21 protein-coding genes are annotated in these 24,910 nt (G+C 40.9%); 7 read left to right on the forward strand and 14 right to left on the reverse strand.

Annotated elements, in window-relative coordinates; all coding sequences use genetic code 11:
- Nucleotides 1-14: 14 nt before the first annotated feature.
- From C1G49_RS00550 to C1G49_RS00575, 6 genes are all read right to left on the reverse strand, one after another.
- Nucleotides 15-1,631 carry a glycoside hydrolase family 13 protein gene (locus C1G49_RS00550; RefSeq protein ID WP_105124207.1) on the reverse strand — a complete coding sequence of 539 codons (1,617 nt, stop codon included), beginning with the start codon at nucleotides 1,629-1,631 and terminating at the stop codon, nucleotides 15-17.
- A 71-nt stretch (nucleotides 1,632-1,702) separates the two neighbouring features.
- Nucleotides 1,703-3,151: a sucrose phosphorylase gene (gene gtfA / locus C1G49_RS00555; RefSeq protein ID WP_105124208.1), complete on the reverse strand. Its 1,449-nt coding sequence runs from the start codon at nucleotides 3,149-3,151 to the stop codon at nucleotides 1,703-1,705.
- 69 nt (nucleotides 3,152-3,220) lie between these two features.
- On the reverse strand, nucleotides 3,221-4,051 hold the full coding sequence (locus C1G49_RS00560; RefSeq protein ID WP_009910491.1) for a carbohydrate ABC transporter permease: 831 nt from the start codon (nucleotides 4,049-4,051) through the stop codon (nucleotides 3,221-3,223).
- A 10-nt stretch (nucleotides 4,052-4,061) separates the two neighbouring features.
- Nucleotides 4,062-4,934 (reverse strand): carbohydrate ABC transporter permease, encoded by an 873-nt coding sequence (locus C1G49_RS00565; RefSeq protein WP_161942061.1) that lies wholly within the window; start codon nucleotides 4,932-4,934, stop codon nucleotides 4,062-4,064.
- Nucleotides 4,935-5,069: 135 nt separating this feature from the next.
- On the reverse strand, nucleotides 5,070-6,308 hold the full coding sequence (locus tag C1G49_RS00570) for an extracellular solute-binding protein (RefSeq protein ID WP_105124209.1): 1,239 nt from the start codon (nucleotides 6,306-6,308) through the stop codon (nucleotides 5,070-5,072).
- Between the two features lie 13 nt (nucleotides 6,309-6,321).
- The gene (locus C1G49_RS00575) at nucleotides 6,322-8,490 is read right to left on the reverse strand and encodes an alpha-galactosidase (RefSeq protein WP_238595820.1); all 2,169 of its coding nucleotides are present in this window, start codon (nucleotides 8,488-8,490) and stop codon (nucleotides 6,322-6,324) included.
- A 117-nt stretch (nucleotides 8,491-8,607) separates the two neighbouring features.
- Between C1G49_RS00575 and C1G49_RS00580 the strand changes: the two genes are divergently transcribed.
- Nucleotides 8,608-9,480 carry an AraC family transcriptional regulator gene (locus C1G49_RS00580; RefSeq protein ID WP_105124211.1) on the forward strand — a complete coding sequence of 291 codons (873 nt, stop codon included), beginning with the start codon at nucleotides 8,608-8,610 and terminating at the stop codon, nucleotides 9,478-9,480.
- Nucleotides 9,481-9,846: 366 nt separating this feature from the next.
- Here C1G49_RS00580 and C1G49_RS00585 read toward each other — a convergent pair whose 3' ends face one another.
- From C1G49_RS00585 to C1G49_RS00600, 4 genes are all read right to left on the reverse strand, one after another.
- Nucleotides 9,847-10,926 (reverse strand): AEC family transporter, encoded by a 1,080-nt coding sequence (locus C1G49_RS00585; protein ID WP_105124212.1) that lies wholly within the window; start codon nucleotides 10,924-10,926, stop codon nucleotides 9,847-9,849.
- Nucleotides 10,927-10,956: 30 nt separating this feature from the next.
- A complete protein-coding gene (locus C1G49_RS00590) occupies nucleotides 10,957-11,958 on the reverse strand; it encodes a 2-hydroxyacid dehydrogenase (protein WP_105124213.1) in 1,002 nt (333 codons plus the stop codon).
- 411 nt (nucleotides 11,959-12,369) lie between these two features.
- Nucleotides 12,370-13,533: a MalY/PatB family protein gene (locus tag C1G49_RS00595; protein WP_105124214.1), complete on the reverse strand. Its 1,164-nt coding sequence runs from the start codon at nucleotides 13,531-13,533 to the stop codon at nucleotides 12,370-12,372.
- A gap of 3 nt (nucleotides 13,534-13,536) precedes the next feature.
- Entirely contained in the window at nucleotides 13,537-14,628 is a 1,092-nt protein-coding gene (locus C1G49_RS00600; RefSeq protein ID WP_105124215.1) for a cystathionine gamma-synthase, read from the reverse strand.
- 201 nt (nucleotides 14,629-14,829) lie between these two features.
- Between C1G49_RS00600 and C1G49_RS00605 the strand changes: the two genes are divergently transcribed.
- The 6 genes from C1G49_RS00605 to C1G49_RS00630 all read left to right on the forward strand — a co-directional run bounded on the left by C1G49_RS00605 (nucleotide 14,830) and on the right by C1G49_RS00630 (nucleotide 17,067).
- On the forward strand, nucleotides 14,830-15,096 hold the full coding sequence (locus C1G49_RS00605) for a hypothetical protein (RefSeq protein ID WP_161942059.1): 267 nt from the start codon (nucleotides 14,830-14,832) through the stop codon (nucleotides 15,094-15,096).
- Nucleotides 15,097-15,108: 12 nt separating this feature from the next.
- Nucleotides 15,109-15,363 carry a hypothetical protein gene (locus C1G49_RS00610; RefSeq protein ID WP_105124217.1) on the forward strand — a complete coding sequence of 85 codons (255 nt, stop codon included), beginning with the start codon at nucleotides 15,109-15,111 and terminating at the stop codon, nucleotides 15,361-15,363.
- A gap of 9 nt (nucleotides 15,364-15,372) precedes the next feature.
- The gene (locus C1G49_RS00615) at nucleotides 15,373-15,624 is read left to right on the forward strand and encodes a hypothetical protein (protein WP_105124218.1); all 252 of its coding nucleotides are present in this window, start codon (nucleotides 15,373-15,375) and stop codon (nucleotides 15,622-15,624) included.
- 76 nt (nucleotides 15,625-15,700) lie between these two features.
- The gene (locus C1G49_RS00620) at nucleotides 15,701-16,450 is read left to right on the forward strand and encodes a tRNA1(Val) (adenine(37)-N6)-methyltransferase (RefSeq protein ID WP_105124219.1); all 750 of its coding nucleotides are present in this window, start codon (nucleotides 15,701-15,703) and stop codon (nucleotides 16,448-16,450) included.
- Nucleotides 16,440-16,709, forward strand: coding sequence for a GIY-YIG nuclease family protein (locus C1G49_RS00625; RefSeq protein WP_105124220.1), 270 nt, complete (start codon nucleotides 16,440-16,442; stop codon nucleotides 16,707-16,709). Before C1G49_RS00620 ends, C1G49_RS00625 begins: the two co-directional genes overlap by 11 nt.
- The gene (locus tag C1G49_RS00630) at nucleotides 16,696-17,067 is read left to right on the forward strand and encodes a potassium channel family protein (protein ID WP_105124221.1); all 372 of its coding nucleotides are present in this window, start codon (nucleotides 16,696-16,698) and stop codon (nucleotides 17,065-17,067) included. Before C1G49_RS00625 ends, C1G49_RS00630 begins: the two co-directional genes overlap by 14 nt.
- Before the next feature lie 19 nt (nucleotides 17,068-17,086).
- Here the strand turns inward: C1G49_RS00630 and C1G49_RS00635 are convergent, their stop codons facing one another.
- The 4 genes from C1G49_RS00635 to C1G49_RS00650 all read right to left on the reverse strand — a co-directional run bounded on the left by C1G49_RS00635 (nucleotide 17,087) and on the right by C1G49_RS00650 (nucleotide 24,719).
- Nucleotides 17,087-18,682, reverse strand: a complete 1,596-nt coding sequence (locus C1G49_RS00635) for a type I restriction-modification system subunit M (RefSeq protein WP_105124222.1) — start codon at nucleotides 18,680-18,682, stop codon at nucleotides 17,087-17,089.
- 703 nt (nucleotides 18,683-19,385) lie between these two features.
- Complete coding sequence (locus C1G49_RS00640; protein ID WP_105124223.1) at nucleotides 19,386-20,567, reverse strand: restriction endonuclease subunit S; 1,182 nt, start codon at nucleotides 20,565-20,567, stop codon at nucleotides 19,386-19,388.
- A gap of 18 nt (nucleotides 20,568-20,585) precedes the next feature.
- Entirely contained in the window at nucleotides 20,586-21,236 is a 651-nt protein-coding gene (locus tag C1G49_RS00645) for a hypothetical protein (protein ID WP_105124224.1), read from the reverse strand.
- A 120-nt stretch (nucleotides 21,237-21,356) separates the two neighbouring features.
- Nucleotides 21,357-24,719 carry a type I restriction endonuclease subunit R gene (locus tag C1G49_RS00650; protein WP_105124225.1) on the reverse strand — a complete coding sequence of 1,121 codons (3,363 nt, stop codon included), beginning with the start codon at nucleotides 24,717-24,719 and terminating at the stop codon, nucleotides 21,357-21,359.
- Nucleotides 24,720-24,910: the final 191 nt, after the last annotated feature.

Here is a 24,910-nt window from a genome sequence, read left to right on the forward strand (position 1 = left end):
AAAAGAAAAGGAATTTATTTTTTGAGAACGATTGCCTCATACGGTCTCAATAATTGTCCAGCCAAAGATGCAGCCTCTTCGTAATTATGCATAAACAGAGAATATCCCTCGCTCGATACTTCGAAGGCTTGCTCATCACTGGTGAAATTCACCAGAATGATGAAATCATCCTGTTCATCATATTTACGGTAGGCCATTACTGAGCTATTACCTGTCTCTATCACTTCATAGTTTCCTTCAGACATACAAGGATACTCTTTCCGAAGGGCAATCAATTTTTGATAGGTATAGAAAAGCGATTGTTTGTCTGCAAGTACTTTTTCAACGTTGATGTCTTTGACAGTATCTCCCAAAGCCAGCCAGGCTTGACCTGTACTGAAACCTGCTCCTTCTGCTCCTGTCCATTGCATTGGACGGCGAGCATTATCACGACCTTTGGCATTTATAGAAGTAATCAATTCCTCTTTGGTGAAGCCATTTTCAATCCGTTCCGCATACATGCGACGTGTTTCAATATCATCCGCTTGGCTAATATCCGTAATCGGTGTATTAATCATACCAATTTCCTCACCTTGGTAGATATAAGGTGTCCCTGACATAAAGTGAAGATAAATAGCCAACATTTTACCACTTAGTTCACGAAATGCAGGTCGATCATCCCCGAAGCGAGAAATGGCACGAGGTAAATCGTGGTTATTCCAGAAAAGTGAGTTCCAACCTTTACCAACCAGTTCAGTCTGCCATTTGGATAGAACCTTATGCAAACGAGCTGGATCAAGCGGTGCCAAATCCCACTTTTCTTTCCCTTCCTGCTGATCAAGTCCTACATGTTCAAATTGGAAAATCATCGAAAATTCTTTTCGGTCAGGATGCGAATATAACTGAGCATTTTCTGGATTAGCACTCCAGGTTTCCCCAACAGTCACTAAATCGTAAGCACCGAAGGTTTTCTCATTTAATTCCTGAATAAGAGGATGGAGAGTCGGTCCATCGGCTGTAATTAATTTTTCAGGTTCTTTTCCAATCAAATCAATCACATCTAGCCTGAAACCACCGACACCTTTTTCAATCCAAAAATTGATCATGTCCCAGATTTCTTGTTTCAGAGCAGGATTTTTCCAGTTCAGATCTGGTTGCTTAACAGAGAATTGGTGGAGATAGTATTTGTTCAGATGTGGAACGTATTCCCACGCAGAGCCTGAGAAGGTCGAGCGTAATCCATTCGGTTCATCAGCCCAAACATAATAGTCATAATAGGGATTATCTGGTCCTTTGAGGGCTTCTTGAAACCAAAAATGTTCATCCGAGGTATGATTGAGCACCAAATCCATGATAATTTTGATATTGCGTTTATGGCCTTCTGCAATCAACTCTTCCATATCTTCCATGGTCCCAAATTCTGGAGCAATTCCTTGGTAGTCACTGATGTCGTAACCATTGTCATCCATGGGGGACTGATAAACAGGACTGAGCCAAATAGCATCAATTCCAAGCTCGTGAAGATAATCTAATCGGCTGATAATCCCTCGAATATCCCCTACTCCATCTCCATTTGAATCTTGAAAACTACGAGGATAAATTTGGTAAATGACGGACTTCTTCCACCAATCTGTTTTTTGTATTTCTGACATTTGATTAATCCTTTCCGCACAATCTTATTGAAGCAAGAAAAAGGGGGATCCCCTCTTTCTATATAATCATATTATAACTCAATTGTGGTCATTTTGCCCTCTTCTATTTCAACAATTTCAAAGGATTCTTCTTTTAGGTTTGCTGTTAGGCGGGCAGATACCCCTGCATCTTGATTATCCCAGAAAATTTCCATACTTGTTTCATCCAACATCTTAACAGAGAACTCTCCGTCGAAAGCTGGACTTGTATTGCGGAATTTAAGGAGTTTGAACAAGGATTGTACCACAGGACGTTGCACTTCCTGCTCAATTTCATCCAAATCATAGTAATGGCGATTGATATTGCGGCCTTCCTTACTTGATTCTAAAAGTTCAATATCATTTTCGCCTGCTAGCAAACCAACATAATAAATTTGTGGAATACCTGGTGCAAAACATTGGAGAACACGCGCTAATAGGTAAGCTTGATCGTTATTACCAAGGGCAGAATAATAAGTACAGTTAATCTGATAAATATCCAAATTATTGTAAGCTTCAGTGCTATAAATTTTCTTCACATTGGCACCTTGTGCATACAAGGCTTCACGCGTTTCCTCTGTCTCCTCATCCGTCAGCAAATCCTTAACATCCACAACACCGATTCCATCATGTGTATCAAGAGTTGTAAATTGCTTGCGAGGGCAAATCTCCATCCAGTGAACCAGACGATTGACATGACCTGAATACAAAGCGTGGAGAACCAGCATTGGCAAGGCAAAGTCATAAACATAATAATCCTGTTCCGCAATTTTTTGCTGAATGGTGTAGTGTTCATGAATTTCTGGTAAGATTTCTACATCTTTTGGTGCCAATAACTGACGTGGAAAATGGAGCATTTCCCAAATATCAGGCTCCACAAAGAAACAGTTGGTTCCTATTTTTTTATTGGCATAAGCAAAGGCGTCCAAACGAATGATGGAAGCACCATGTTCTGCCAACTGTTCCAAATTTTCTTGGATGAAACGACGTGTTGTCTCTGTAGTCACATCCAAGTCAATCTGCTGCTCATCAAAGGTACACCATACCTTCTCTTCACTACCATCAGCAAATGTGGCAATTCGATATGGAGCACGAGGTTTACGCTTATAGATCAAATCAACATCTTCTTGCGTTGGCTCACCATTTGGCCAAAAGTTTTTATAGCGAATAAACAAATCTGCATAAGCTGATTCATCTTTCTTTTCAAGGAAATCAAGGAAGTAAGGAGATTTTGCTGAGATATGATTGATCATAAAATCAAACATCAGATAGTAGTCCTTACTCAATGCTTCAATATCTGACCAATCTCCAAATGCAGGGTCCACCTTTTTATAATCCATTGGTGCAAACCCACGGTCACCTGATGATGGGAAGAATGGTAGAATGTGAATACCTCCCACAACATCCTTTAAAGGCCCCTCAAGAACTTTTTTCAAATCCTTGAGATTCTTGCCCAAACTGTCTGAGTAAGTAATCAACATAGCTTGGTTTTTAATTTTCATAGATATTCTCCTTTGTAAGCCTTTTCTTTTTCATTTTTTAGAAAAGGTTGAACAAGTCAACCTTTTTAATTATTTGACAGAACCACTTGTCATACCTGAAATAATATGTTTCTGGAAGACAAGGTATACCAGTAAGATTGGGATAATCCCCACCACATAGGATGCAAATGATGGGCCATAGTCACTAAAATACATACCTTGGTAATTGTATTGGAAAAGTGGCAAGGTCCACATGCTTTGATCACGATTCAAAACCAAGAGCGGTAAGAGAAAATCGTTCCAGACCCAGAGGGCATTGATAATCAAAACAGTTGCATGCATGGGTTTCATGAGCGGGAAAATGATTTTCCAGTACATAGTAAATTTATCACAGCCATCAATAGCTGCCGCCTCATCCATTTCTTCAGGAACAATGGTCTTAATATAACCGACGTAGAGGAAGAGGGCCTGAGGAACTGCATAAGTCAAATATAGAATAATCAAACCGACAATATTGTTCAAACCAAGGCTTGACATTAATTTGGTCATTGGGAGCATAATCACTTGGAAAGGTACAAAAATCCCAATAATCAAGAAAAAGTAGATAAAGTTAAACACTGTCTGACGTTTCATTTGACGGGCTACAGCGAAAGCTGCCATTGGAATAACAAGTAGAATCAAGCCAACAGCTACAATCGTAATCAAGGCAGAATTGCCAAAATATTGTACAATCCCATCATTAAACAAGCGTTCGTAGTTATTTAAGGTGAAATTTTCAGGAAGACCAAAGAAGTTGCTCGTGATTTCCTTGGTTGGTTTGAACGAACTTATAATCGTCACAAGTAGCGGAATAAACATGAAGAGAATACCGCTGAAGAGCACGAGATAAACCCACCAATTTTTCTGTTTTTGAGTATTCATGTCTGTCCTCCTAAATTTCAAATTTCTTCGAAATTCTCATCTGAATCAATGAGATGACAATAATGAAGATGAAGAGTACTACAGCCAAAGCATTGGCATAAGAGAATTTATTGTCTACAAAGGCATAGTTGTAAACGAGTAAACCCAAGGATTCTGTTTTGCCATCTGGGCCACCACTTGTCAGTGCAAAGATAAGGTCAAATGCTGTCAAACCTGACTTCATTGCCAAGATGAAAACCATACTGATAGATGGTAACAAGAATGGAAGTTCAATATTGAAGAATTGTTGAGAGCGTGTTGCACCATCGATTGCAGCTGCTTCTTTCACATCTTCTGGAATACTTTGTAAACCAGACAAGAAGATGATGACTGGCATCGCTAGCCCTTGCCAGAGAGCCACAAAAAGTACAGCTGGAATAACAGTATTTTCTTGTACCAATAAGTTTTCCATCAACCAATCGATATGAAGGATTTCTCCAATTTGTGTGAAACCATAGTTGAACAATTGGACAAAAATCAAGCCTAAAGTAACGGTTGAAAGAACTGCTGGGAAGAAATACCAGGTTCTAAAGAAACCAACAGCTTTAATCTTACGATTAAGGAGACTAGCCAACCAAATCCCTATAACAATTTCTCCAATGACCAAACCAATGGTGAAGATAATGGTAAAAGTCATAGACGTATAAAAATCAGGATTCTTCAAGATATCTAGATAGTTTTGAATGCCAATCAAGCTGAAATCTGATGTCAATCCATTCCAATCCGTCAGACTATAATAGATTCCCGTTAATAAGGGATTGAAGAAAAAGATTAACTGTAGACCAATTGGTATGGCAACAAATAGATAGGGCCAATATTTGGCAATAAAACCTTTTTGATTCATCATGATACTCCTTTTTTCTAAAATATAGTTGCTTAGGGTCAGTTTGAATGGAGTAGTTAGGGGATTTTCAAACCAACCCTAAGCAACTATAAAGAAGAGCTAGGCTAATCTAGCCCTCCTTATAGTTTTCTTGTCTTATTTTTTCATCGGATCAAAGAAAGCATTCAATTTCTTCACAAGTTCGCCTGAATTTGGATTTTTCACTGCTTCAACTGTGATATTCCAAAACTCTTCTTCTGATTCCCATTCAGATTGCAACCAAACTACATGTTTGTCAGTGAAAGCATATTGTGTAACTCCAGCTGTTTCTTCAAACTTACCTTCTGTATCTACACCTTCAACTGAAGTTGGTGAGCCATCTACATCATAGTATTTTTGCATCACTTCTGGACGAGAGAGGTATTCTAGGAATTTTTTAGACTCTTCTGGGTGCTCTGTATCTGATGAAATAGATAGAGCAAGGTCAGCTGCACCAATGGTATAGTCGCCACCTTCTTTATCACCAGGGAATGTAAACATACCATATTCAAATTCTGGTTCTTGTTGGTTTACAGCTGTAGCTGCCCATGTACCTTGTGGAAGCATGAGAGCATCGCCTGCTGCAAAGGCTGCCACCGCATCTGCATAGAGCGCGCCTGTTGCCCCTTTTTGTCCATTGTCTGTCAACAGTTGTAAGCGTTCTAGAACTGCTTTTGTAGTCGCATCATCTTGAATTGCGCCTTTGGCACTACGGATTAGAATATCTTCTGCGCCATCAAATCCACCTGCAACAGTTACCCATGCCAACTGATGGTAACCGTTCAAGGACCAAGCATCGTTCAATGAAAGGGCAAATGGTGCTGCACTGCCATCAGCCTTGATTTTGTCTACCAAAGCCACAAATTCTGCATAGGTAGTTGGAACTTCAAGACCCAATTCTTTGAACTTATCCTTATTATAGTAAATACCATAGGCATTTGCTGTCAAAGGAAGGGTGTAATTTTTTTCATTAACAAGATAAGGCGTTACAGCACCATCTTTTAGATGACTGAGACCTGCATCATCACCAATTTCTAGGAAACGTCCATCCGCTGCATATGCTTTGAAGTCCGCATTTTGTGGATAAATGTTAATCACATCTGGCGCTTCATTATTGGCCATACGGGTTTTCAAAACAGTTCCTGCATCTGGTACATTTGAAAATTTAACATCTATCGTAGGATTTTCTTTTTCGAAATCATCAATAATTTCCTGAAGAGTAGCCTGCATTTCAGGTTTTTGTGAGAAATATTCTATTTCTACCTTATCACTACCACCACTTGCGTTCCCACAAGCTACCAAGAAGCTGGCAAAGGCACAAACTGACGCACATTTTAAAAATGTTTTCATTTTCATATATAAAATCCTCCTAGATTTTGTTAAAAATATATTGTACACTAAAATAATCTTTTTGAACATGGGGCATGGTGAGTCCGATGTTCATTAATTCATCCCCGTAGAACGTTTCCCCTAATTGAGGGCATTCATACAAGGCGGCTGGATCTAGTCCTTTTAATTGAACCTGCAAAAGCGGCGCTTCTGATTGAGCCAGTATCTTAACAAATGTAAATACTGCTTGACTTTTATCTTTGTTCACATAGTTTGTAGCCCATGTATTGCTTGTTTTTTTCAAGCGATAAAGCAAGCCTTCTTGAATTGTTGAACGGATAGACTTGTATGTTTGAACTTGCTGACGAATCTCCTCTAGTTCTTCCTGATCAAGCTTTGTCACATCCAACTCATATCCAAAAGCTCCTCCCATCATGGCCACATTCCCACGTGTGGCAAGCGGGGTAATTCGACCGACTTGGTGGTTTGGAACAGCCGACACGTGTGCTCCCATAGAAGAGGCAGGTAAAATCAAACTCGTTCCTTCTTGGATAGAAAGTCGACCAATCGCATCTGTATTATCACTAGCCCAAGCCTGTGGCATATAGTAGAGCAACCCGAGATCATTTCGACCACCGCCACCAGCACAGGATTCAAATAAGATGTCTGGAAAACGCTTGGTTATAGTATCCAGCACTTGATAGAGGCCTAAGATATAGCGATGATGAAATTCAAATCGTTGATGATTTGCATAGGCTGGAGACATACTGGTGATATTGCGGTTCATATCCCATTTTACATAACGAATTGGAGCTGACTCCAATATACTTGAAACCGAAGCAATAATATAATCACAAACTTCTGACTTAGTTAAATCCAAAACCAGTTGCTCACGACTGTAAATTGGTTGTCTTCCGTCAATTTGAATGGCCCAGTCTGGATGTTCCCTATACAGATCACTATCAATTGAAATCATTTCCGGTTCAAACCACAGACCAAATTCCATACCAAGTTGGTTGATTCTATCTGCCAGACCATTTAAGCCATTTGGCAATTTCTCCAAATTGACTTTCCAATCGCCTAATGAACTCTCATCATTATTCCGTTTGCCAAACCAGCCATCATCCAGTACAAAAAGCTCAACTCCTACTTGGCTAGCCGTTTTAGCCAGTTCTACAATCTTATCTTCAGTAAAGTCAAAATAAGTTCCTTCCCAGTTGTTAATGAGAATTGGGCGTTCTTGACGACTAAACTTCGGAGTAACAATATGATTTTTTATGAACTCATGACTGTCTTGTGTCATACCAGTTAAGCCTTTATCAGTGAATGATAAGAGAACTTCAGGTGTTTGGAAACTAGAATGATTGCTTAACTCCCAACTAAATTGTTCATCATTTAACCCCATGCCCCAACGACATGTCTCTAGTGGTGTCACCTCTACAAATCCAGTGAAATTTCCACTATAAACCAATTGAGCAACATAGACACGACCACTATCTTCGGTTGTTGCTGGATCCGCCAACGCTAAGAATGGTGTTTTTGAATGACTTGAGGCTCCACGAATAGTTCCAATAGAAAATTTTCCTTTGGTTAATGGTGTTTGCGTCCACTCCTTTTCATAACCGTAACGACCAGCTAAGCTATGGACTGTAAAATCTTTATGTGGAAAATCGAGGGTAAAAGACAAAGCCTTTTCGATTTTTGTAGCATACCGACCAGTTTGAATGTTCGCAGAACGGCTGAGGTAATTCGCATTATCAAACACACAGTATTGAAGGGTAACTGTGATGTCTGTTAGCTGATCGTAGAGATCAATTTCCAGACTCTCCACCTCTTCCTCACTGCCAAAACTTGACGGCAAACCTTCTAATGTTGGTTTCCCTTTTTGAATGCGGTGTCCCTTGTACTTTAAATCCAAAGCCACACCAAATTCATTTCGCAAGTCAATTGCAGCTGTGCGGAAATCACCTAATCCATTACTAGAGTATTCCTGTTGTAAGGTATCCATAGAGAATGTCCTGTTGCCAGAAATCGGACTGGGTGAAAAAGAACGATCTAGATATGTGATTTTGTTTCCCGGACTAAAATGTTTAACCTTTTTTCCGAAATATCTATGAACCACATCCCCTGTTTCCAAGATTTGAATAATGTATGAAAACTCTCTCGTTTGTAGGTGGAACAAGCGATTTTCTTCTAAATATTGAATCATGTTCACGCCTCCTATCTCTTTTACATGTTTTATTCTACAAAATGTAAGCGCTTAAATAAATGGTTTTTTGTTATTAGGATATGGTATAATGTTTCCTAACAGGAGACGGAAACGAACATGAACATTTTGAATATCTATAATGAATTAGACAGTCATCATTTTGATTTGAATGTTGATCACTATGGTGCCGAACAGTGCGACAAGAACTACTCCTTTGGACCGACCATTCGAAATAACTATGTCCTTCATTTTATTACGAATGGTAAAGGGAAGATTATAATCAATGGTGAAACAACTGAATTAGCAGCAGGGGATATTTTTATACTTCCAAAAAATCAATCTATTTTTTATCAAGCAGATGGATTAGATCCATGGATTTATACTTGGGTGGGTTTCAGTGGTTCTAGAGCTGAGACGATCCTTTCTCAGACGCGACTACTAGAAAACTATTATTTACATTCACATCTTGAGTCAGATATATTAAAAAAAATGATTGATATCAATCAAACAGAAGTACAATCATTACCAATGATTACTGAGCTTATTCTCATCGGTCATTTGAATCAATTACTTGCAGCCCTAGTACAAGAGTTTCCAAACGAGTCATTGAAAGAATCCTCTACTCTCGCCAAGAATTACGTCCATCATGCTATTAAAATCATTCACTCTCAGTACAATAGCCCAATAAAAGTTTCTGAGATTGCTCAGCAACTTGCCTTAAGTCGTAGCTACCTATACAAAATATTCAAACAAGAAACTGGATATTCTATCAAAGATTACATTGTTCAAGTCAAGATGAACCACGCATGTCAACTACTTGCTAATCCCGAACTCAGTATTACGGAAATCGCGAATTCGGTTGGATATTTTGATCCACTTGCCTTCAGCAATGCATTTAAAAACCAATATCATATGAGTCCAAGCGACTATAGAAAAAATATTTTAAAAACAAACTTATCGATTGATAGCAGAATGACCTTGAAGAAATAGAGTTTCCAATCGAAGGTTACATATTCGTAAACAGTCTATCAGTAACTAACACAATTTTTCTATTTCAACTACCAAGTCAATTTACGACTTTTATGATTCTGTCTTGAAGAAAAATTCTGGATATTATAGAGCCCTTTTGAATAGTTAAAAATACTTAATGAAAGTTACTAATACTCTTTGAAAATCAACACCACCACTGTCATGAACCTCTATGAAGGAAGACAATAAACCTTTTTCACCCTGCCAACTCACAATAGGAAGGTTCATAGTTAGAAAATAGCAATTCCATACCCCTATTGTTTGCATATAAAAATGTCTAAAATACAATTGTATTTTAGACCTTTAAATTATTGTTAAAAATAATTCCTAAAACATTCCGCCAGCATTCAAGATTGTAAGGATGATTACCCAAACAATAATAGCGAATACCGAAACAACTGTTGACAAGAGTGATGCGTTTGAAGCAAATACACTTTCTTTCTCATAGTTGATTGCATAAGCAACTGCTACTGTCGCTGGAGGTGTTGCCAACATAACTGTGACTGCAAAGATTGCTTCGTAACCAAGGTTGAAGCCTACTGCTCCACCCACAAGGTTAAGAACAAGCATAACACCAAGGAAAAGAAGAGGGATGATTGCCATTTTCACTACTGAGTAAACCCATACATCTTTATCTTTCACAGCATCTTTCAATGAGATAGAAGCAAGGGTCATACCGATAGCCAACCATGCCAATGGTGATGACAAGTTACCAAGGTACTGCAAACCAGTGAAAATCCATGGGAATACTAGGTCAACACGGTAGAAAGCAACTTGACCAGGTGCTGCTGCTACAAATTCACCGTTTTTAATAACAGCTGGGATAGTTACATCAACTTTTGGTGCGTATGGTTGAAGAATCCACAAGGCAAAACCAATAAAGGTAGCCAAAACGATTGGGTTCAAGATGATATCTTTCACATTGCCTTTATCAAATTTCTTACCACTCATAACCACCAAGGCATAAGAGTAGAGGAATACACGGTAGGCAATGTTGAACAAGTTAGCATACAGTGTTGCTGATGGCAAGATTGCATTGATGATTGGCAGACCGAAGAAAGTAGTTGAACCGAAAATCATCAAGATACGGAGAGTATCTTTTTTATCTCCCTTGTATTTTGCAAAGATAACAAATGATACAGCAATCAACAATGCATAAGCGATGAAACCAAATACAAAGGCACTCAAACCTTCTTTAAATGTTTTCTCGTTGATGTTGACCATGAAAGCGTTGAAGGCCAAGGCTGGTAAGGTAAGGTTCAAGAGAATAGCACTCAAAACTTTTGAAGCATTTTCTGGAACGATGTTCTTCTTGCGAGCATAGTAACCCATCAAGATAATAAAGATAGTTGAGAATACCGCTCCAAGAAGAGCTTTATCCCCTAAAATTTTCAAAAATAAATCCATTTTTTTAATCTCCCTACATTAAAAAATATATTATAAAACTGAGTTAGTCAAGGTACCCTTGGTCAAGATTTCATTCAAGTTGTCATAACTTGTTTCAATCATGTTTGACAAGGCCTCATCCGTATTGGAACCAATGTGTGGTGTCAACAAGACTTTTGGATAGAGTGAAACCATCTCCTGAACAGCTGGATCTGGAATATCTTCGAAGGATGCAAATTCCTTGAAGAAGAATTTCGATTCCTCTGCCAATACATCCCCTGCAAATCCATCAAGCTTGCCAGATTTAATGGCATCAACGATAGCTTGGTTGTCTTGCAACTCACCACGAGCAGTATTGATGAGAATAGCTCCGTCCATCATCTTATTGATGAAGGCTGCATCAACCATCTTATCATTTTGCCCTGGGAAGTAGGGTACGTGCAAGCTGACAATATCACAGGTCGCAAGCAATTCATCTAATTCCAAGAAAGTGACAACTTCTTTTGCTGCATCTGACTGGTAAACATCATAGCCATAGACAGTTGCACCCATTCCCTTAAAGTAACGAGCTTCTGTCAGACCGATTTTACCCGTTCCAATGACACCGACTTTACAGTTTCGCAACTCCTTACTAAACATGGTTGGCGTCACTCGGAAATCTAGACGACTGGTACGGTCCACTGTGTAGGTCACATGACGAAGCAAGCTCATGGCCAAGGTAACTGCAAGCTCTGCAATCGCATTTGGAGAATAAAAGGGAACATAGGCAACTGCAATCCCCAATTCTCTAGCTACATCTAAATCAATATGATTGTAACCGACTGTACGAGTAAAGACGTACTTGATACCCCACTCAGCAAACTGGCGTAGGTTTTTACCATCTGCCTTACAGTTTGCACGCAAAATCAGGGCATCACTGCCTTTAGCCGTTTCAATATTCTCATCAGTCAAAAGCGCTTCTACCAAATTTAACTCGTAACCATACTTGTTTAATTTGTGGAAAAACTCAACTTCATTTGGACGAACACCATAACATGTAACTTTAAATGACATAGTATATCTCCTTTCTACATTTTATACCATATAAGTATAACGATTTCATGACGGATTTGTCAACTCTATTTTGAACATTTCTTCACAAAGATATCTTTGCCACTATGACTGAAAGTTCTATAATGAAGTTAGCCACCTTACCTTAATCAAAATCATACTAGGCGACGCAGATACTGATAGAACTAAAGTTCATCACATCAAGTCAACAACGTCTGATGTTGATTTCCAAAGAGTATCAGTTCATATCCTATCATGCAAAGAACGGTAGCTTGTTCCTTTTCCAACCTCAACAATTTTCCAAATAATGGGGATGGCAATAGCGATAAAAAGCTGATATGTTTAGCATCTATCTGTCACATATTTTTCACAAGTAAAAAGGCCGAAAATTCTTTCAACCTTTCTCATACTATTTTATTTTCCAAAAACGGCAACAATCCGTTCACAAGCTTCTTTGACAGTTGCAAATGGACTGGCGGCATTGAACCGGGCATGGTATTTCCCTTCCTTACCAAAGGTCAGTCCATCATTGAGAACTACTTGTGCTTCTTCTAGCAAGCGACGGTGAACTTCTTGGTGGTCAAGCCCATAGGCAGAGAAATCCAGCCATAGGAGGTAGGTGCCTTGGGGTTTCATCACTCTTATCTGACTATGTTCTGTCAAATAATCAGCGACAAATTGGACATTGGTTTCCAAAACCTCTTTTAATTGTGCCAACCATTCATGCCCTTGGGTCAAGACCGTTTCTGTTGCAATCAAGCCCACCGTAGCAATTTCGTGGTGGTTGTTCATCAGCTGGCGCTGGTAAAATTTCTTACGCAGGGCTGGATTTTCAATGATGACAAAACTGTTTTTAGTTCCTGCAATATTGAAGGTTTTGGTTGCGGATGCTAAAATTACCGTAAAGTCCTTGAAGGCTGGATCAAGGGTGTTAAAGCTGTGGTGTTTGTTACCAAAGAGGGTCAAGTCTTGATGAATTTCATCCGAAACAAGAATAACCCCATGTTTGTAGCAGATTTGTCCAATCTTTCTCAACTCCTCTTCTGTCCAAACTCGACCGCCTGGGTTGTGGGGACTACAGAAGAGATAGAGTTTTACCTGATTTTCAACAATGTCACGTTCTAATTGTTCAAAATCAATTTCAAACTGACCATTTCTTTCTACAAGAGAGTTGGTCACTAGCTGACGCTTGTTAAGGCGAACAGTATTGCTAAAGGGTGGATAAACGGGAGTATTGATCAAGATACTATCGTTCTCCTGAGTATAGGCTTGAATGACGATGGAAAAGGCCGGAACCACTCCCTCAATCAACAAGATGTCTTCCTTGCCAATGGCATAACCATGCTGGGTCTTTTCCCAGTCAATAATGGCTTGATAGAGGCTATCTCTAAAATAGGGATAGCCAAATACCTCTTCTTCGGCATATTGCTTCAAGGCTTGACGCACTTCTGGTAGTGGTTGAAAATCCATATCTGCTACCCACATCTGCAAGAGATTGGGATTGTCCTGATTGGTCAACCATTTTTTAGCTAATTGACCGACACGATCTGGTCTGTTTGTAAAATCATACTGAGTCATATCTTATCCCTCCAAGGCTACTTTTAAATCTGCAATCAAGTCTTCCGCATCCTCAATGCCAATGGACAAACGAAGAAGATCATCTGTCAGTCCGTAAGAATGACGGGTTTCAGCTGGAATATCTGCGTGGGTCTGGGTAGCTGGATAGGTAATCAAGCTTTCCACTCCTCCCAAACTTTCTGCAAAGGTAAAGACTTGCAAGGTATTGAGAATATGAGGAATGCGGCTTTCATCCAGAACTTTCACAGATATCATGCCCCCCTTGCCTGTATAATAAACCTGCTTGACTGCTGGGCTATTTTCCAAATACGCTACAATTTTCTGTGCATTTTGTGTTGCTCGTTCCATGCGCAGCGAGAGGGTTTTCAGACCACGCATGAGCAGGTAGGCATCTAGTGGTGAGAGGGTGGGACCTGTTGTATTTTGGTCATAGAAGAGCTTGTCATAGAGTACATGGTCATTGGTCATGAGTACGCCTGCTAGGACATCATTATGCCCTGACAGGTACTTGGTCGCCGAGTGTAAGACAACATCGGCACCAAGCATGAGGGGATTTTGATAAATAGGGCTATAAAAGGTGTTATCGACAATTACCTTGGCACCTTTGGCATGGGCGACAGCCGAAACCTTAGCAATATCAAACTCAACCATGAGGGGATTGGTAGGCGTTTCCAGGAATACATAGTCTGTCTGATCCGTGATGGCAGACAACAAGTCCTCTTCTGTGTTAGCATAGGTGAAACTAAAGCGGCCCAACTGCTCCTGCTCGTTGAACCAGCGGAAGGAACCACCGTAGAGGTCACGCGCCGCAACCACCTTACTGCCAACTGGAAAACCATTAAAAAGCAAGACCAAAGCAGCCATACCCGAGCTGGTCACTAGGGCATAGTCAGCCTTTTCAATGGCAGCTAAGGTTTTCTCCAAGCTAGCTCTGGTAGGATTTTTGGTCCGTGTGTAGTCGAAGCCTGTTGATTGACCAAATTCTGGGTGTTGATAGGTGGTTGAAAGGTGGATAGGGGAAATCAAGGCCCCTGTTTTCTCATCATTGTTAATCCCTGTTCGGGCTAATAGGGTATCAATCTTATAATCTGTCATATCCATTTCTCCAATCTAAGTCACTATCTAGTCTAGCATGAAATGAACGATTTTGTGTGAAAAACATCAAAAAATGCTTATAGGAAAATAGGGAGCCTTGTTATAGTTTATCTTTATAACAAGACCTACTTTTTGTTTGCATATAAATACTTGAAAATCTGCAGGTGAGTTGATATAATAAAAGAAAGAGAGGTGATTGTCATGAAATTCCAGTTTAACAAGCATTTTTATCGGTACAGTGCCTTCTATTCTATGATTTTTTGGACTTGTTTTTTTCTTTCAGACATTTTGATAGACCCTTCCCAAACTCCTGCATGGTATAGCCTACTAGCCTGTCTGATTATTTTTATCAATGCCATTCGGGTATTCTTCTTCAAGGAAGAAAAGGAACTCACTCGCATGGGCTACATCTTCTATATCGGATTGATTGTGGTGATTATCTATCTGAAATTCATTTTGGGTAAGTAGAAGGAGTTTACTATGTCTAAGAAATTCAACAAAGAATTCTATCGGACCTGGGAATTTTATTTGTCTATTACCTGTATCCTACAAGTGATTTCTGCTACTATACATGGACCATTTTGGTTTATCCATTTTCTCAAGCTTGGGATAGGGCTTTATGCCGGCTATATTGCCTTCCTCAAACCTCGTAGCTGGATTAAAAAAACATGGCAAATTTATCTGACGATTAGTTTTATTGTCGCTTGGACAAGCATTTACTTTTTTGTATTGTGAGGATTTTCAATGTTTAAGGAATTTAATAAAGAATATTATCGAAGTTTGAACTTTTATTTGATGATATTGTTGTTACTAGGTAGCATAGGAGAATGGTTGGACAAGGGACCTACCCTCTGGCTTGGGCTCTTGCTTTTTGCTTTCGTCGGTACAGCCCGTAGTGCCTTTTGGTCAAAAGAATGGACCTTGAAGGCAAATTGGCAAATCTATCTCTGTATCGTTTTTTTGCTGGTCGGGGCTTGGATTGAATTTTTTAGTTAATGTTTGAGAGCGAGGTCTTCGCTCTTTTTCTTATAAATGGACAGAGATTTTCTGCTAAAGATGGTATAATAAAACCATGCAAAAAATTGAGTTATTAGACGGAGAGCGGATTGACCAGCTCTTCTCAACAGATGTTCAGATTATTCAAAATCGAGAGGTTTTTAGCTACTCCATCGACAGTGTCCTCCTTTCGCGTTTTCCAAAAATGCCTGCTCAGAAGGGACTGATTGTTGACCTTTGTAGTGGAAATGGAGCGGTGGGCCTCTTTGCCTCCACACGTACCAAGGCGCCTATCATTCAGGTTGAATTGCAGGAACGGCTTGCCGACATGAACCGCCGCTCCATCGCCCTCAATGGTCTGGAGGAACAAGTCTCGGTCATCAATGACGACTTGGCAAACCTGCCACAGTATGATTTGCGGTCCAAGGTTGATTTGATGCTCTGCAATCCTCCCTACTTCAAGGTGGACGAGGGTTCAAACCTCAATGAAAGCGAGCATTATCTTCTGGCCAGACACGAAATCGCGACCAACCTAGACAGCATTTGCCAGGTGGCTCAACAGGTGCTCAAGTCCAATGGTCGCTTGGCCATGGTCCACAGACCCGACCGATTTTTAGATATTTTGGACAAGTTGAGAACCTACAAGCTGGCTCCCAAACGCATCCAGTTTGTCTATCCCAAGGCCAACAAGGAGGCCAATATGTTGCTGATTGAGGCTATCAAGGACGGCTCGGTAGATGGGCTACACATACTGCCACCTCTGGTTGTCCATGAGGAAAATGGCGACTATACTCCGGCTATTCGTGAGATTTATTATGGAAAATAAGGCCTACTTGTATGTTTTGGAATGTGCCGACGGAAGTCTATATACTGGTTATACGACTGATGTGGAGAAGCGGCTTGCTACCCATAATCGTGGGAAAGGGGCCAAATACACCCGCGCACGCTTGCCTGTCAGCCTAGTCTACCAAGAAGCCTTTGCCAGCAAACAGGAAGCCATGTCTGCCGAGGCTTTATTTAAGAAACGCAGTCGGCAGGGTAAATTAGATTATATTGCAGAATGCAGAAAAAATGTTACAAAATAAGAAACAAATCCACCGCCTTCGCATTATTTGGCATATTTTGAGAGTGACTGGTTTTGCCACTTTTCTCACTTCCTTTTTCAGTTTTATCTTTCTAGCAGCTAGATTTCTGCTCTGGTTGGAGCCTGACTTTACTAGCTATGGGGATAGTCTTTGGTACAGCTTTGTCACAGCGACGACGGTTGGTTATGGAGATTTGCTGGTCACTACTGCTTTTGGACGGATTATCAGCATTATCTTAGCCATTTACGGCATACTCTTTCTAGGAAGTCTGTCAGGGCTGGTGGTCAGCTACTACACCGAGGTCAGCAAGCATTATTCTTTAGCGGTTGAACATGATAAGCAAAAAACTGGCTCTTAAGAACCAGTTTTTTTGCTACTTATTTCAACTTCTCCAAGAAGGCCGTCAGCTCTGCCTGTGCTTCTGGTGTGCTACCGACTAGCTGACCAAGCATGCTTTCAAGTTGGGCTGTGGTTGCTGCGATTTCCTTATCGGTCTGGGCCAGCTTGTCCGCAAGCTCTGTTAGTGGAACAACTGGCTCTTCCTCAAAGGTATCGACATAGCGAGGGATGTTGAGGTTGTAGTCGTTTTCCACGATCTCCTCAAAGCTGGCTAAGTGGGCAAACTTGTCCACATCTTGCCGGTCTTGATAAGCTTTCAAAATCTTGGCGATATGGTCATCGGTCATGATATTTTGGTTTTTGCCCTTGTCAAATTCTTTAGATGCATCGATAAAGAGAACATCTTTGCTGGTGCGGTTTTTCTTGAGAATGATGACTGTGGTTGGAATGGAGGTATTATAAAAGATGTTGGCTGGCAGTCCAATCACGGTGTCAATGGCTCCTTCTTCTAGGAGATGCTGACGAATTTTCTGCTCTGCATTTCCCCTAAAGAGAACCCCGTGAGGGAGAACAATGGCCATGACGCCTGAATGCTTGAGGTGGTAGAAACCATGAAGAAGGAAGGCGAAGTCAGCCTTGGACTTGGGTGCCAGAACACCATAGCTGGAGAAACGAGCGTCTTGCAGGAAACCAGCGTCCCCACTCCACTTCTGAGAATAAGGTGGGTTCATGAGCACCCCGTCAAAATCTGTCGGCTCAGTCGTTGGCCAGTCCGCATCAAGGGTATCCCCGACATGAAGTTTTTGGTTTTCGATGGCAACCCCGTGGAGCATCATGTTCATGCGGGCCAGGTTGTAGGTCGAGGTGTTAATCTCCTGACCGAAGTAGGAAACGGTCGAAGACTCTTTACTGTAACGTTTGGCGTTAAGAAGGAGGGAGCCTGACCCCATGGTTGGGTCATAGAGGGTCATGCCCTTTTGATGTTCCCGTCCAAGAAAGACAATCTGGGTCATGAGGTGGGAAACGGCTTGAGGCGTATAGAACTCCCCTGCTTTCTTACCTGAGTCGCTGGCAAACTGACCAATCAAGTATTCATAGGCATCTCCCAAAACATCTCCATCATGGTTGCTGAGGTTGAGTTCATGAAGTTCTTTGATCAGGGCTGAAATGACCTGATTCTGCTTTTGTGGTGTTGGTCCCAGCTTTTTAGAGTAGAGGTCGATGTCTTCAAAAAGGTTTTCAAAAATCTCGTTGGACTGCTCAATGTCACGGAAGCCCTGTGCCAAATCTTCCAACTGGAAGTTGCTGGTGTGGACTTTTGCTACCAAGGCCGTAAAGGTCAGACCAGGCTCGATAAAGTAACCCAGCTCATCATCAAGGACATCTAGTAAATCTTCCTTAACATCCGGATCCGCAAAATTTTCTTCATAGAGCCTTTGAGCCTGTGACAAACTATCAAAGGATTCATCAAGGTTGTCACACACTGCCAAAAGCAACTTATCTGATAGGTATTTATAGAAAATCAAGCCCAAAAGGTAGGACTTGTATTCGTTAGCGTCCATCTTGCCACGGAGAATATCCGCCGCATTCCAAAGGGACTGGTAAAGAGATTGTGAGTTGTTTGAATTGTTCATGTCTGTGATTCTTTCTAAAGATATGGTATAATAGATAAGTAGAGAAATATGACGGTGGTTCCAACTTTCTAACTGGAGGTGGTGCTTATGGAAATAAGTCCGAAATCTTACAGAAAGGCTAGCCTATACTTGATGGTAAGTAAACTTACTCATCAAGTAACGACAAATCCTATTCGATTTGTCTAAGGCTCGCACTAGCTCGATTTTTGAAAAATATCGTTTCAAAAATCTCACGTCGGAGGTACCTGCTCAAATTAGCATTAGTTGAACCAGTCTAATCTAATAATTCTTTATATCAAATAAAAAACAAAAAATAAAATCGTCAATATTTTGGGACACTGACGATTTTATTTTAATATAAAACAAACATTGTGAACCACCGAAATGGCTCTACTAGGAGTTGGATTGCCGTCCAACTCTTTTTCTATGCTTATTTTAACAAAATATCGTCAGTTAATCAAGATTTTTACATGATGACTTAGGGGAGTGAAACATCTGATGAAAACAAAAAATAATCCGTCCCCACTTTCGGCAAGTTGAACGGATTATTTCTGTAAATATGAGCCACCGTCTTAAACGGTTCTACTGAGAGTTGGATTGCCGTCCAACTCTTTTTCTATGCTCATTCTATCAGAATATCAACCGTTCGTCAAGAAATATAATGGGAATTAGGAGGGCGAACCTGTCTCCCAGACAGTTTGAATTATGCAAATAATTTACGGAGTAGAGTCTTTTTCATCTCTTTCAAGCTAGTCAGCTTGCCCTCCACCTGAGTAATCTCTTGGTCAAGAGTTTGGAAGAAAGTGCCGATAGTTTCCTGTTCGGAGAGGGTGGGGAGGGAGATTGTAAAATCTTCAATCACTGGTTTTCTAAGTGAGTCGACAGTCGCTTTAACTGTATACTTTAAAGCATGCTTTTTAAAATTCCATCTCATTATTTGTAAAATAAAAAGTGCATTACAATACTTAAAGTCTGAAATCTTATAAACTCTCTGATGATAGTCGAATTTCCCTTCTACATAATGAAATATCTCCCCCAATCTTCCTTCACCTGGAATAAGAATCGCTTCACCATCATAAGAATAAGTATTGATTTTTAAAACTTCTTCGGATCTTATAAAAAATGGATACTCACCATTTTCGACCGCATCTTGCACATCCCTACTGCCTGTTTTTATGTCAGCAACCTCCCCCAACTTCACTTCTTTCCAATCGTCTTCAAAGCCTTGGAAGCGGAGGGCTGGTTTGGTCTGTCCCTTGGCTGGAAAGAGGAGTTTGAGATAGGTCTTCTTCTGCTCCTTGAGCGTGTCCAACTTACGCTGATGAAGGGTGATGTGTTGGTCCAGAGTGGAGAAGAAAGTGCCGATGACTTCTTGTTCATTCTCATTTGGGATTGAGATTTCAAGTTCCATCATTTTTGTTTTTGAAATATTATACCTAGAAATTCCTTGTGCTAAAAATGATATTTTCCTTCTCATTCCAGATGAACGAAGTAGATAAGCAAGGTAATACGGATTAACTTTCTTAACTGGTCTAAAGCCAAAACAAAAGCTATTCAAATAAGTATTTTCAGTATTTTCCAGCCATACTGATGACATCCCAACTTCTTCAGGAGTTTCGGAAGAAGTTGTAAATAGGACATCTCCATAACGAACAGTATTCTGACTTTCATCAATCTCTACTGCTTCGACCATTTCTGGTAAACTAATAGGATTTGAAAAAACATTCATATAAGTAACAAATCTTCCGTCACCGTGTCCAAAATCATCCTTAGTTTTTCCAGATAAGCCTGTATAAGTATTTCCAATTTCTCCAAGTGGACGCAGTTCCCAAGCGTCAGTGTAGCCTTGAAAACGATAGGCTGGGATATTATTGTTTGTTTTCATTTAATCTCCTTTTTATGTTCAATATGAAGAGCGTGCTTCACCTAGCGAATCATGAATCGCAAATAAATCATTACACACTTTACATAGCAACAAAATCCATTCTTCTAATAACTGTGTATCCACACTAATATCTTTTGTCATATACTCATATCTTTTTGAATCTCGATTTACTGGATAACGTGTACTTTGAAAATCAATATTTACATTATTTGTAAATTCTACAAAGCGTTCAATCAATTTCAGCCTATCGTTAACCCAACTTTTTTTAGTATCTTTCGAAGTGCTTTTTTGATAGCAGCTTCTAATTTTTCCAACTAACACTGTCAACTTATGACCTGTTTCGATTTGACTACGGACTATCATCCAATCTTCGCTTGTATATTGGTGAAAACCACTATAAATTGATTTAAGAGACAATTCCAAGGCAATAAATACATTATGCAAAATACATAATACTTCACAATCACCATCTTCTCCATTATCTTTTATGTGTGATAAATGTAAGATAGCTGTATCAAAAAATCCATTTGCCATGCTCACAAAGGTCATATCAACACTTGGTCTAGTTACTCTAGCAAGTAATGTATTTGTGACCTCCTTTTCAGAGAATGGATTTTCCAGCTTTAAACAAACATCAACCTCTCTACTTAGTCTACGTGCGTATTCCATAATAATCACCTCATTTTTACTTTCTTAAAGGAAAGTAATTAATCTGCTCAAGTCGATAACATACTAGATAAACTTGAGATGCATATTTCCATCATTATCATCTCTCAAAATATGCTATACTTACCTCCCCCTCAATGGTAGGATTTCTTCCGCAATCATATTCATATAGTCCTCTTTGAGGGCTTTTTTGTATTTAAGCTTGTTGAGGGCTTGGTCGCCCTTGTTTTCCTTGTAGCTTGGATAATCGTAGGTATCAACAAGGGCTTTTTCTCCGATTTGCTTGTCCTTGCCGACTCGGTAGTTGTCCACGATAAACTGGAGTTCATCTTCGCCAACACACCAATCTCGTGCGGTGGATACGACTTGCTCACGGATGGTTAGATCAATCATCTCGTCTAGCTTGTGGGCGATGGATTGGCCCTTGTAATCTTGAGTATTGGTCTGAGCTTCCTGCCAGATTTTGGAGATGAGTTGGGAGAGTTTGGGATTGGTCTTGTCTAAGTCGGCGATGTAGTTGTCCACCATCTTCTTCTCCTTATCAGGAATGACTTGATTTTTACTGTCAATCAAGTTCTGGATGAGAGAGATGATATAGTGGTAATTGATTTCATCCGTACGGACAGACTCCAGCTCGTATTCAATATCAAAAGGCGTATCTTCTATGCCTTCATCTTCCTTCCGCCGTCTGCGGAGTTCTTCGATGACATTTTGGTATTGTCCAGAAAAATTCTCAATGTCCTCCAGACTAAGCCCGATTTCCTTGAGAATGTCCTCTTGCTCGTAGTCGGCATAGACCTGTACGGAGGCAAAGAGCTTGTCAAATTCCTGAAAGGCCTTGGCAAAGCGTTTCAACTCGGCATCACTGCTGGCATCTAGGTCTGGCACCATTTCAGGATTTGGGGCAATGGCCAGCAACTGCTGAACCTTTTCCTTGAACTTGGCTTTTTCTTCCAACCAAGTCGGAGCCAGCACCGCAAACTCACCACCATTTGAATACAGACTGAGGGCTTCGTCAACCCTTTCCTTGAAACGTTCTGGGGTCTGGAAGGTGACGATTTGTCCAAACTTCTTGCCCTCGTCAAAGAGACGGTTGGTCCGTGAAAAGGCTTGGATGATGTGCTGGGGTTTCATAGGCTGCCTGTCCATAAAGATAGTTGACAAGCAAGGAGCATCAAAGCCTGTCAAGAGGCGATCCACCACGATGACCAAGTCCAACTGCTCCTCACGGAAGGCATACTTGTCTTTTTTCCGAGCCAAGCGTTCGTTTAGGTCAGTATTATAGGAACCAAGGGTCGCCAGTGTGAAATGCGTACCAAACATGGCATTGTAATCCTCCAAGCTCTTGCTCATGTAGTCTTGGTTGGCAAAAGAAGATTCGTCGTTCTCAGTCACTGAGTATGTGATGGCAACTTTTGGAAAATCAGGCAAGACTTTTTTGACTGATTCCGAAATCGTCAGGCTCTTCTGTCCTGCCTTGACTTCTTGTATCAGGTCATAGTAGGCTTGGGCACGGGCGATGGACTTGACAGTCAGTAGGCCCTCGTAGGTTTTCCCTACACCGTTTTGGAAACCGAGCTTGCGTTTGGATTTATTTAAAATAGCATCCAACACCGTCAGCATGTGCCGTTCATCGTCGTAAAACTCGTCTTCGATTTCATCCTCAGCCCAGCCAGGCATGGTGGTCTGGTATTCCACTTGGAAACCAAGAACAGCTCGGTCATGGATGGCTTCTTTGACCGTGTATTCATGGAGACATGGCCCATACTGTTCTTCTGTCGTCTGGGCTAAATCACCTTTTTGTTCTCGCTTGTTCTCCTTGAAAATAGGAGTACCTGTAAAGCCATACCAAAGCGAGTTGACAAAGAACTGTTCCAAAATCCGCTGGCGTTCTGGCGTGACAGCCCGGTGGCATTCGTCCACAACAAAGGCTAGATTTAGGTTCTTAACACGTTGGTGGAATTTCTCATGAAACCCCTCTTCAAATTGACGCAGGAGGGTATTGAGTTTTTGAATAGTGGTGACCACGACACGGCGGTCTTCTGAAGCCAGATTTTTCAACAAGTGCTGGGTATCGTCCGTCTGGTCAATATCTATCATGTCATTTTCCGCGTAGGATAGAAAGGCAGCGGTGGTCTGCTGGTCAAGGTCTGTCCTATCTATGACAAAAATGGTCTTCTCAATAGATGGAATTTGCAGGAGATTGCGAGCCACCTTGTAGGATGTCAGGGTCTTACCAGAACCAGTCGTGTGCCAGATATAGCCCGACTGGCGTAGACGGCTAGCTTCTCTGATGGCTTCGATGGCATGGATCTGATAGGGACGAAGCAGGATAAGGGCTTTTTTGTCGTCGTCAATCACACTATATTGCATGACCAATTGGTGAGCCATGGGAATGGAAAGGACCTCTCTGGCAAAGTCAAAGAGATGGGGCTGGGCTTGATTGTGCTTATCCACCCACTTGGTCAAGAAGCGGTCGTTGAGTTTGGATTCTTTGGCAGCGGCGATGTAGCGGGTTTCCGTGATATTTGACACCACAAACATCTGCAGGCTTGAAAAGATACCCTTAAACTGACCTTCTTGCTCGTATTTGCGTATCTGACGGAAGGCATCCATATAGGGATGGGAACGGCTCTTGAGCTCGATCTGTATCATGGGAAGGCCATTTATCAAGAGGGTCACATCACCTCGTCTTTGTCTGGCAGCATCACCACCTGTCACAACTTGGTTGACAACCTCATAGCTGGACTTGCCCCCTGCGACATTGTGCCGCCAGATGACCTCTAGTCGGATGGTTCCCAGACTAGCATCTTCTCGTTGGACTTGGACCTTAGCAATGCCATTCTCACCTGCCAGCCACTTGGCAGCTTCGTAGAAATTGACAAAGTTGAGTTGGTTCTTGATTTGGTGCTTTTCTTGGTCTGTCAGAGGATGGTCAGCCAGGTGGCGGAGGTTATTAGCCTCTAGCTTGGCGAAAAAGTTTGCCCAGAGCAGTTCTTCGGTATTGAGCTCAGGACGGTAGACCCACTGACTCTCTCCGCTGGTCAAATGACGAATGAGTTCATCTTCTATCTGTAGCTCATTTGAAGGCTTCTTGGTCTGATAAAGAGCCTGAGGGTCAACCAATTCCCGCTGACCAGGCAACAAGCGTAAACTAACTTGAAAATCTTTTAAGTCATCTTCATTCACTTTTTGTAGCAAGTTCAGAAGATGTTTGCGGAAACCGATTAACTGACCGTTGGCATCTGCCAATTTCTGCTCTGCTTGGGCATAGTGGCCAGGCTTACGCTTGATGTCCAGATAGCCTTTGACAATATCGGTCAGGCGGGCTTGTTCCACTTGGTAAACAGCCTCCAACTCCAAGGCATTGTCCTGTCTTTCTAGTTTTTCCAGCAAGCCTGTTTGGTATTCCTCTATGGCTCTCATTTCTTCCAAGAGCTCTGGTGCATAGACTGGTATGTCTAGCATAAGTTGTTTCCAAGTCATCTAGACACCAGCCTTTCGACAACGCAAAAAGCCTGCCAAGACTGGCAGGTTTTGTTTACTATGAAATTGAAAAAAAGTTTTAAATCGCTTTGATATATATATGCAAATCTATTTAGAAGTTTCATATCTCTCTCCTAAAAAATACAAAGATTATGTAGGTTTATTTTATCATATTTTAAGCTAGAGTGGAA

Origin of the sequence: Streptococcus suis (genome assembly GCF_002960625.1) — a bacterium.
GTDB classification, from domain to species: domain Bacteria; phylum Bacillota; class Bacilli; order Lactobacillales; family Streptococcaceae; genus Streptococcus; species Streptococcus suis_T.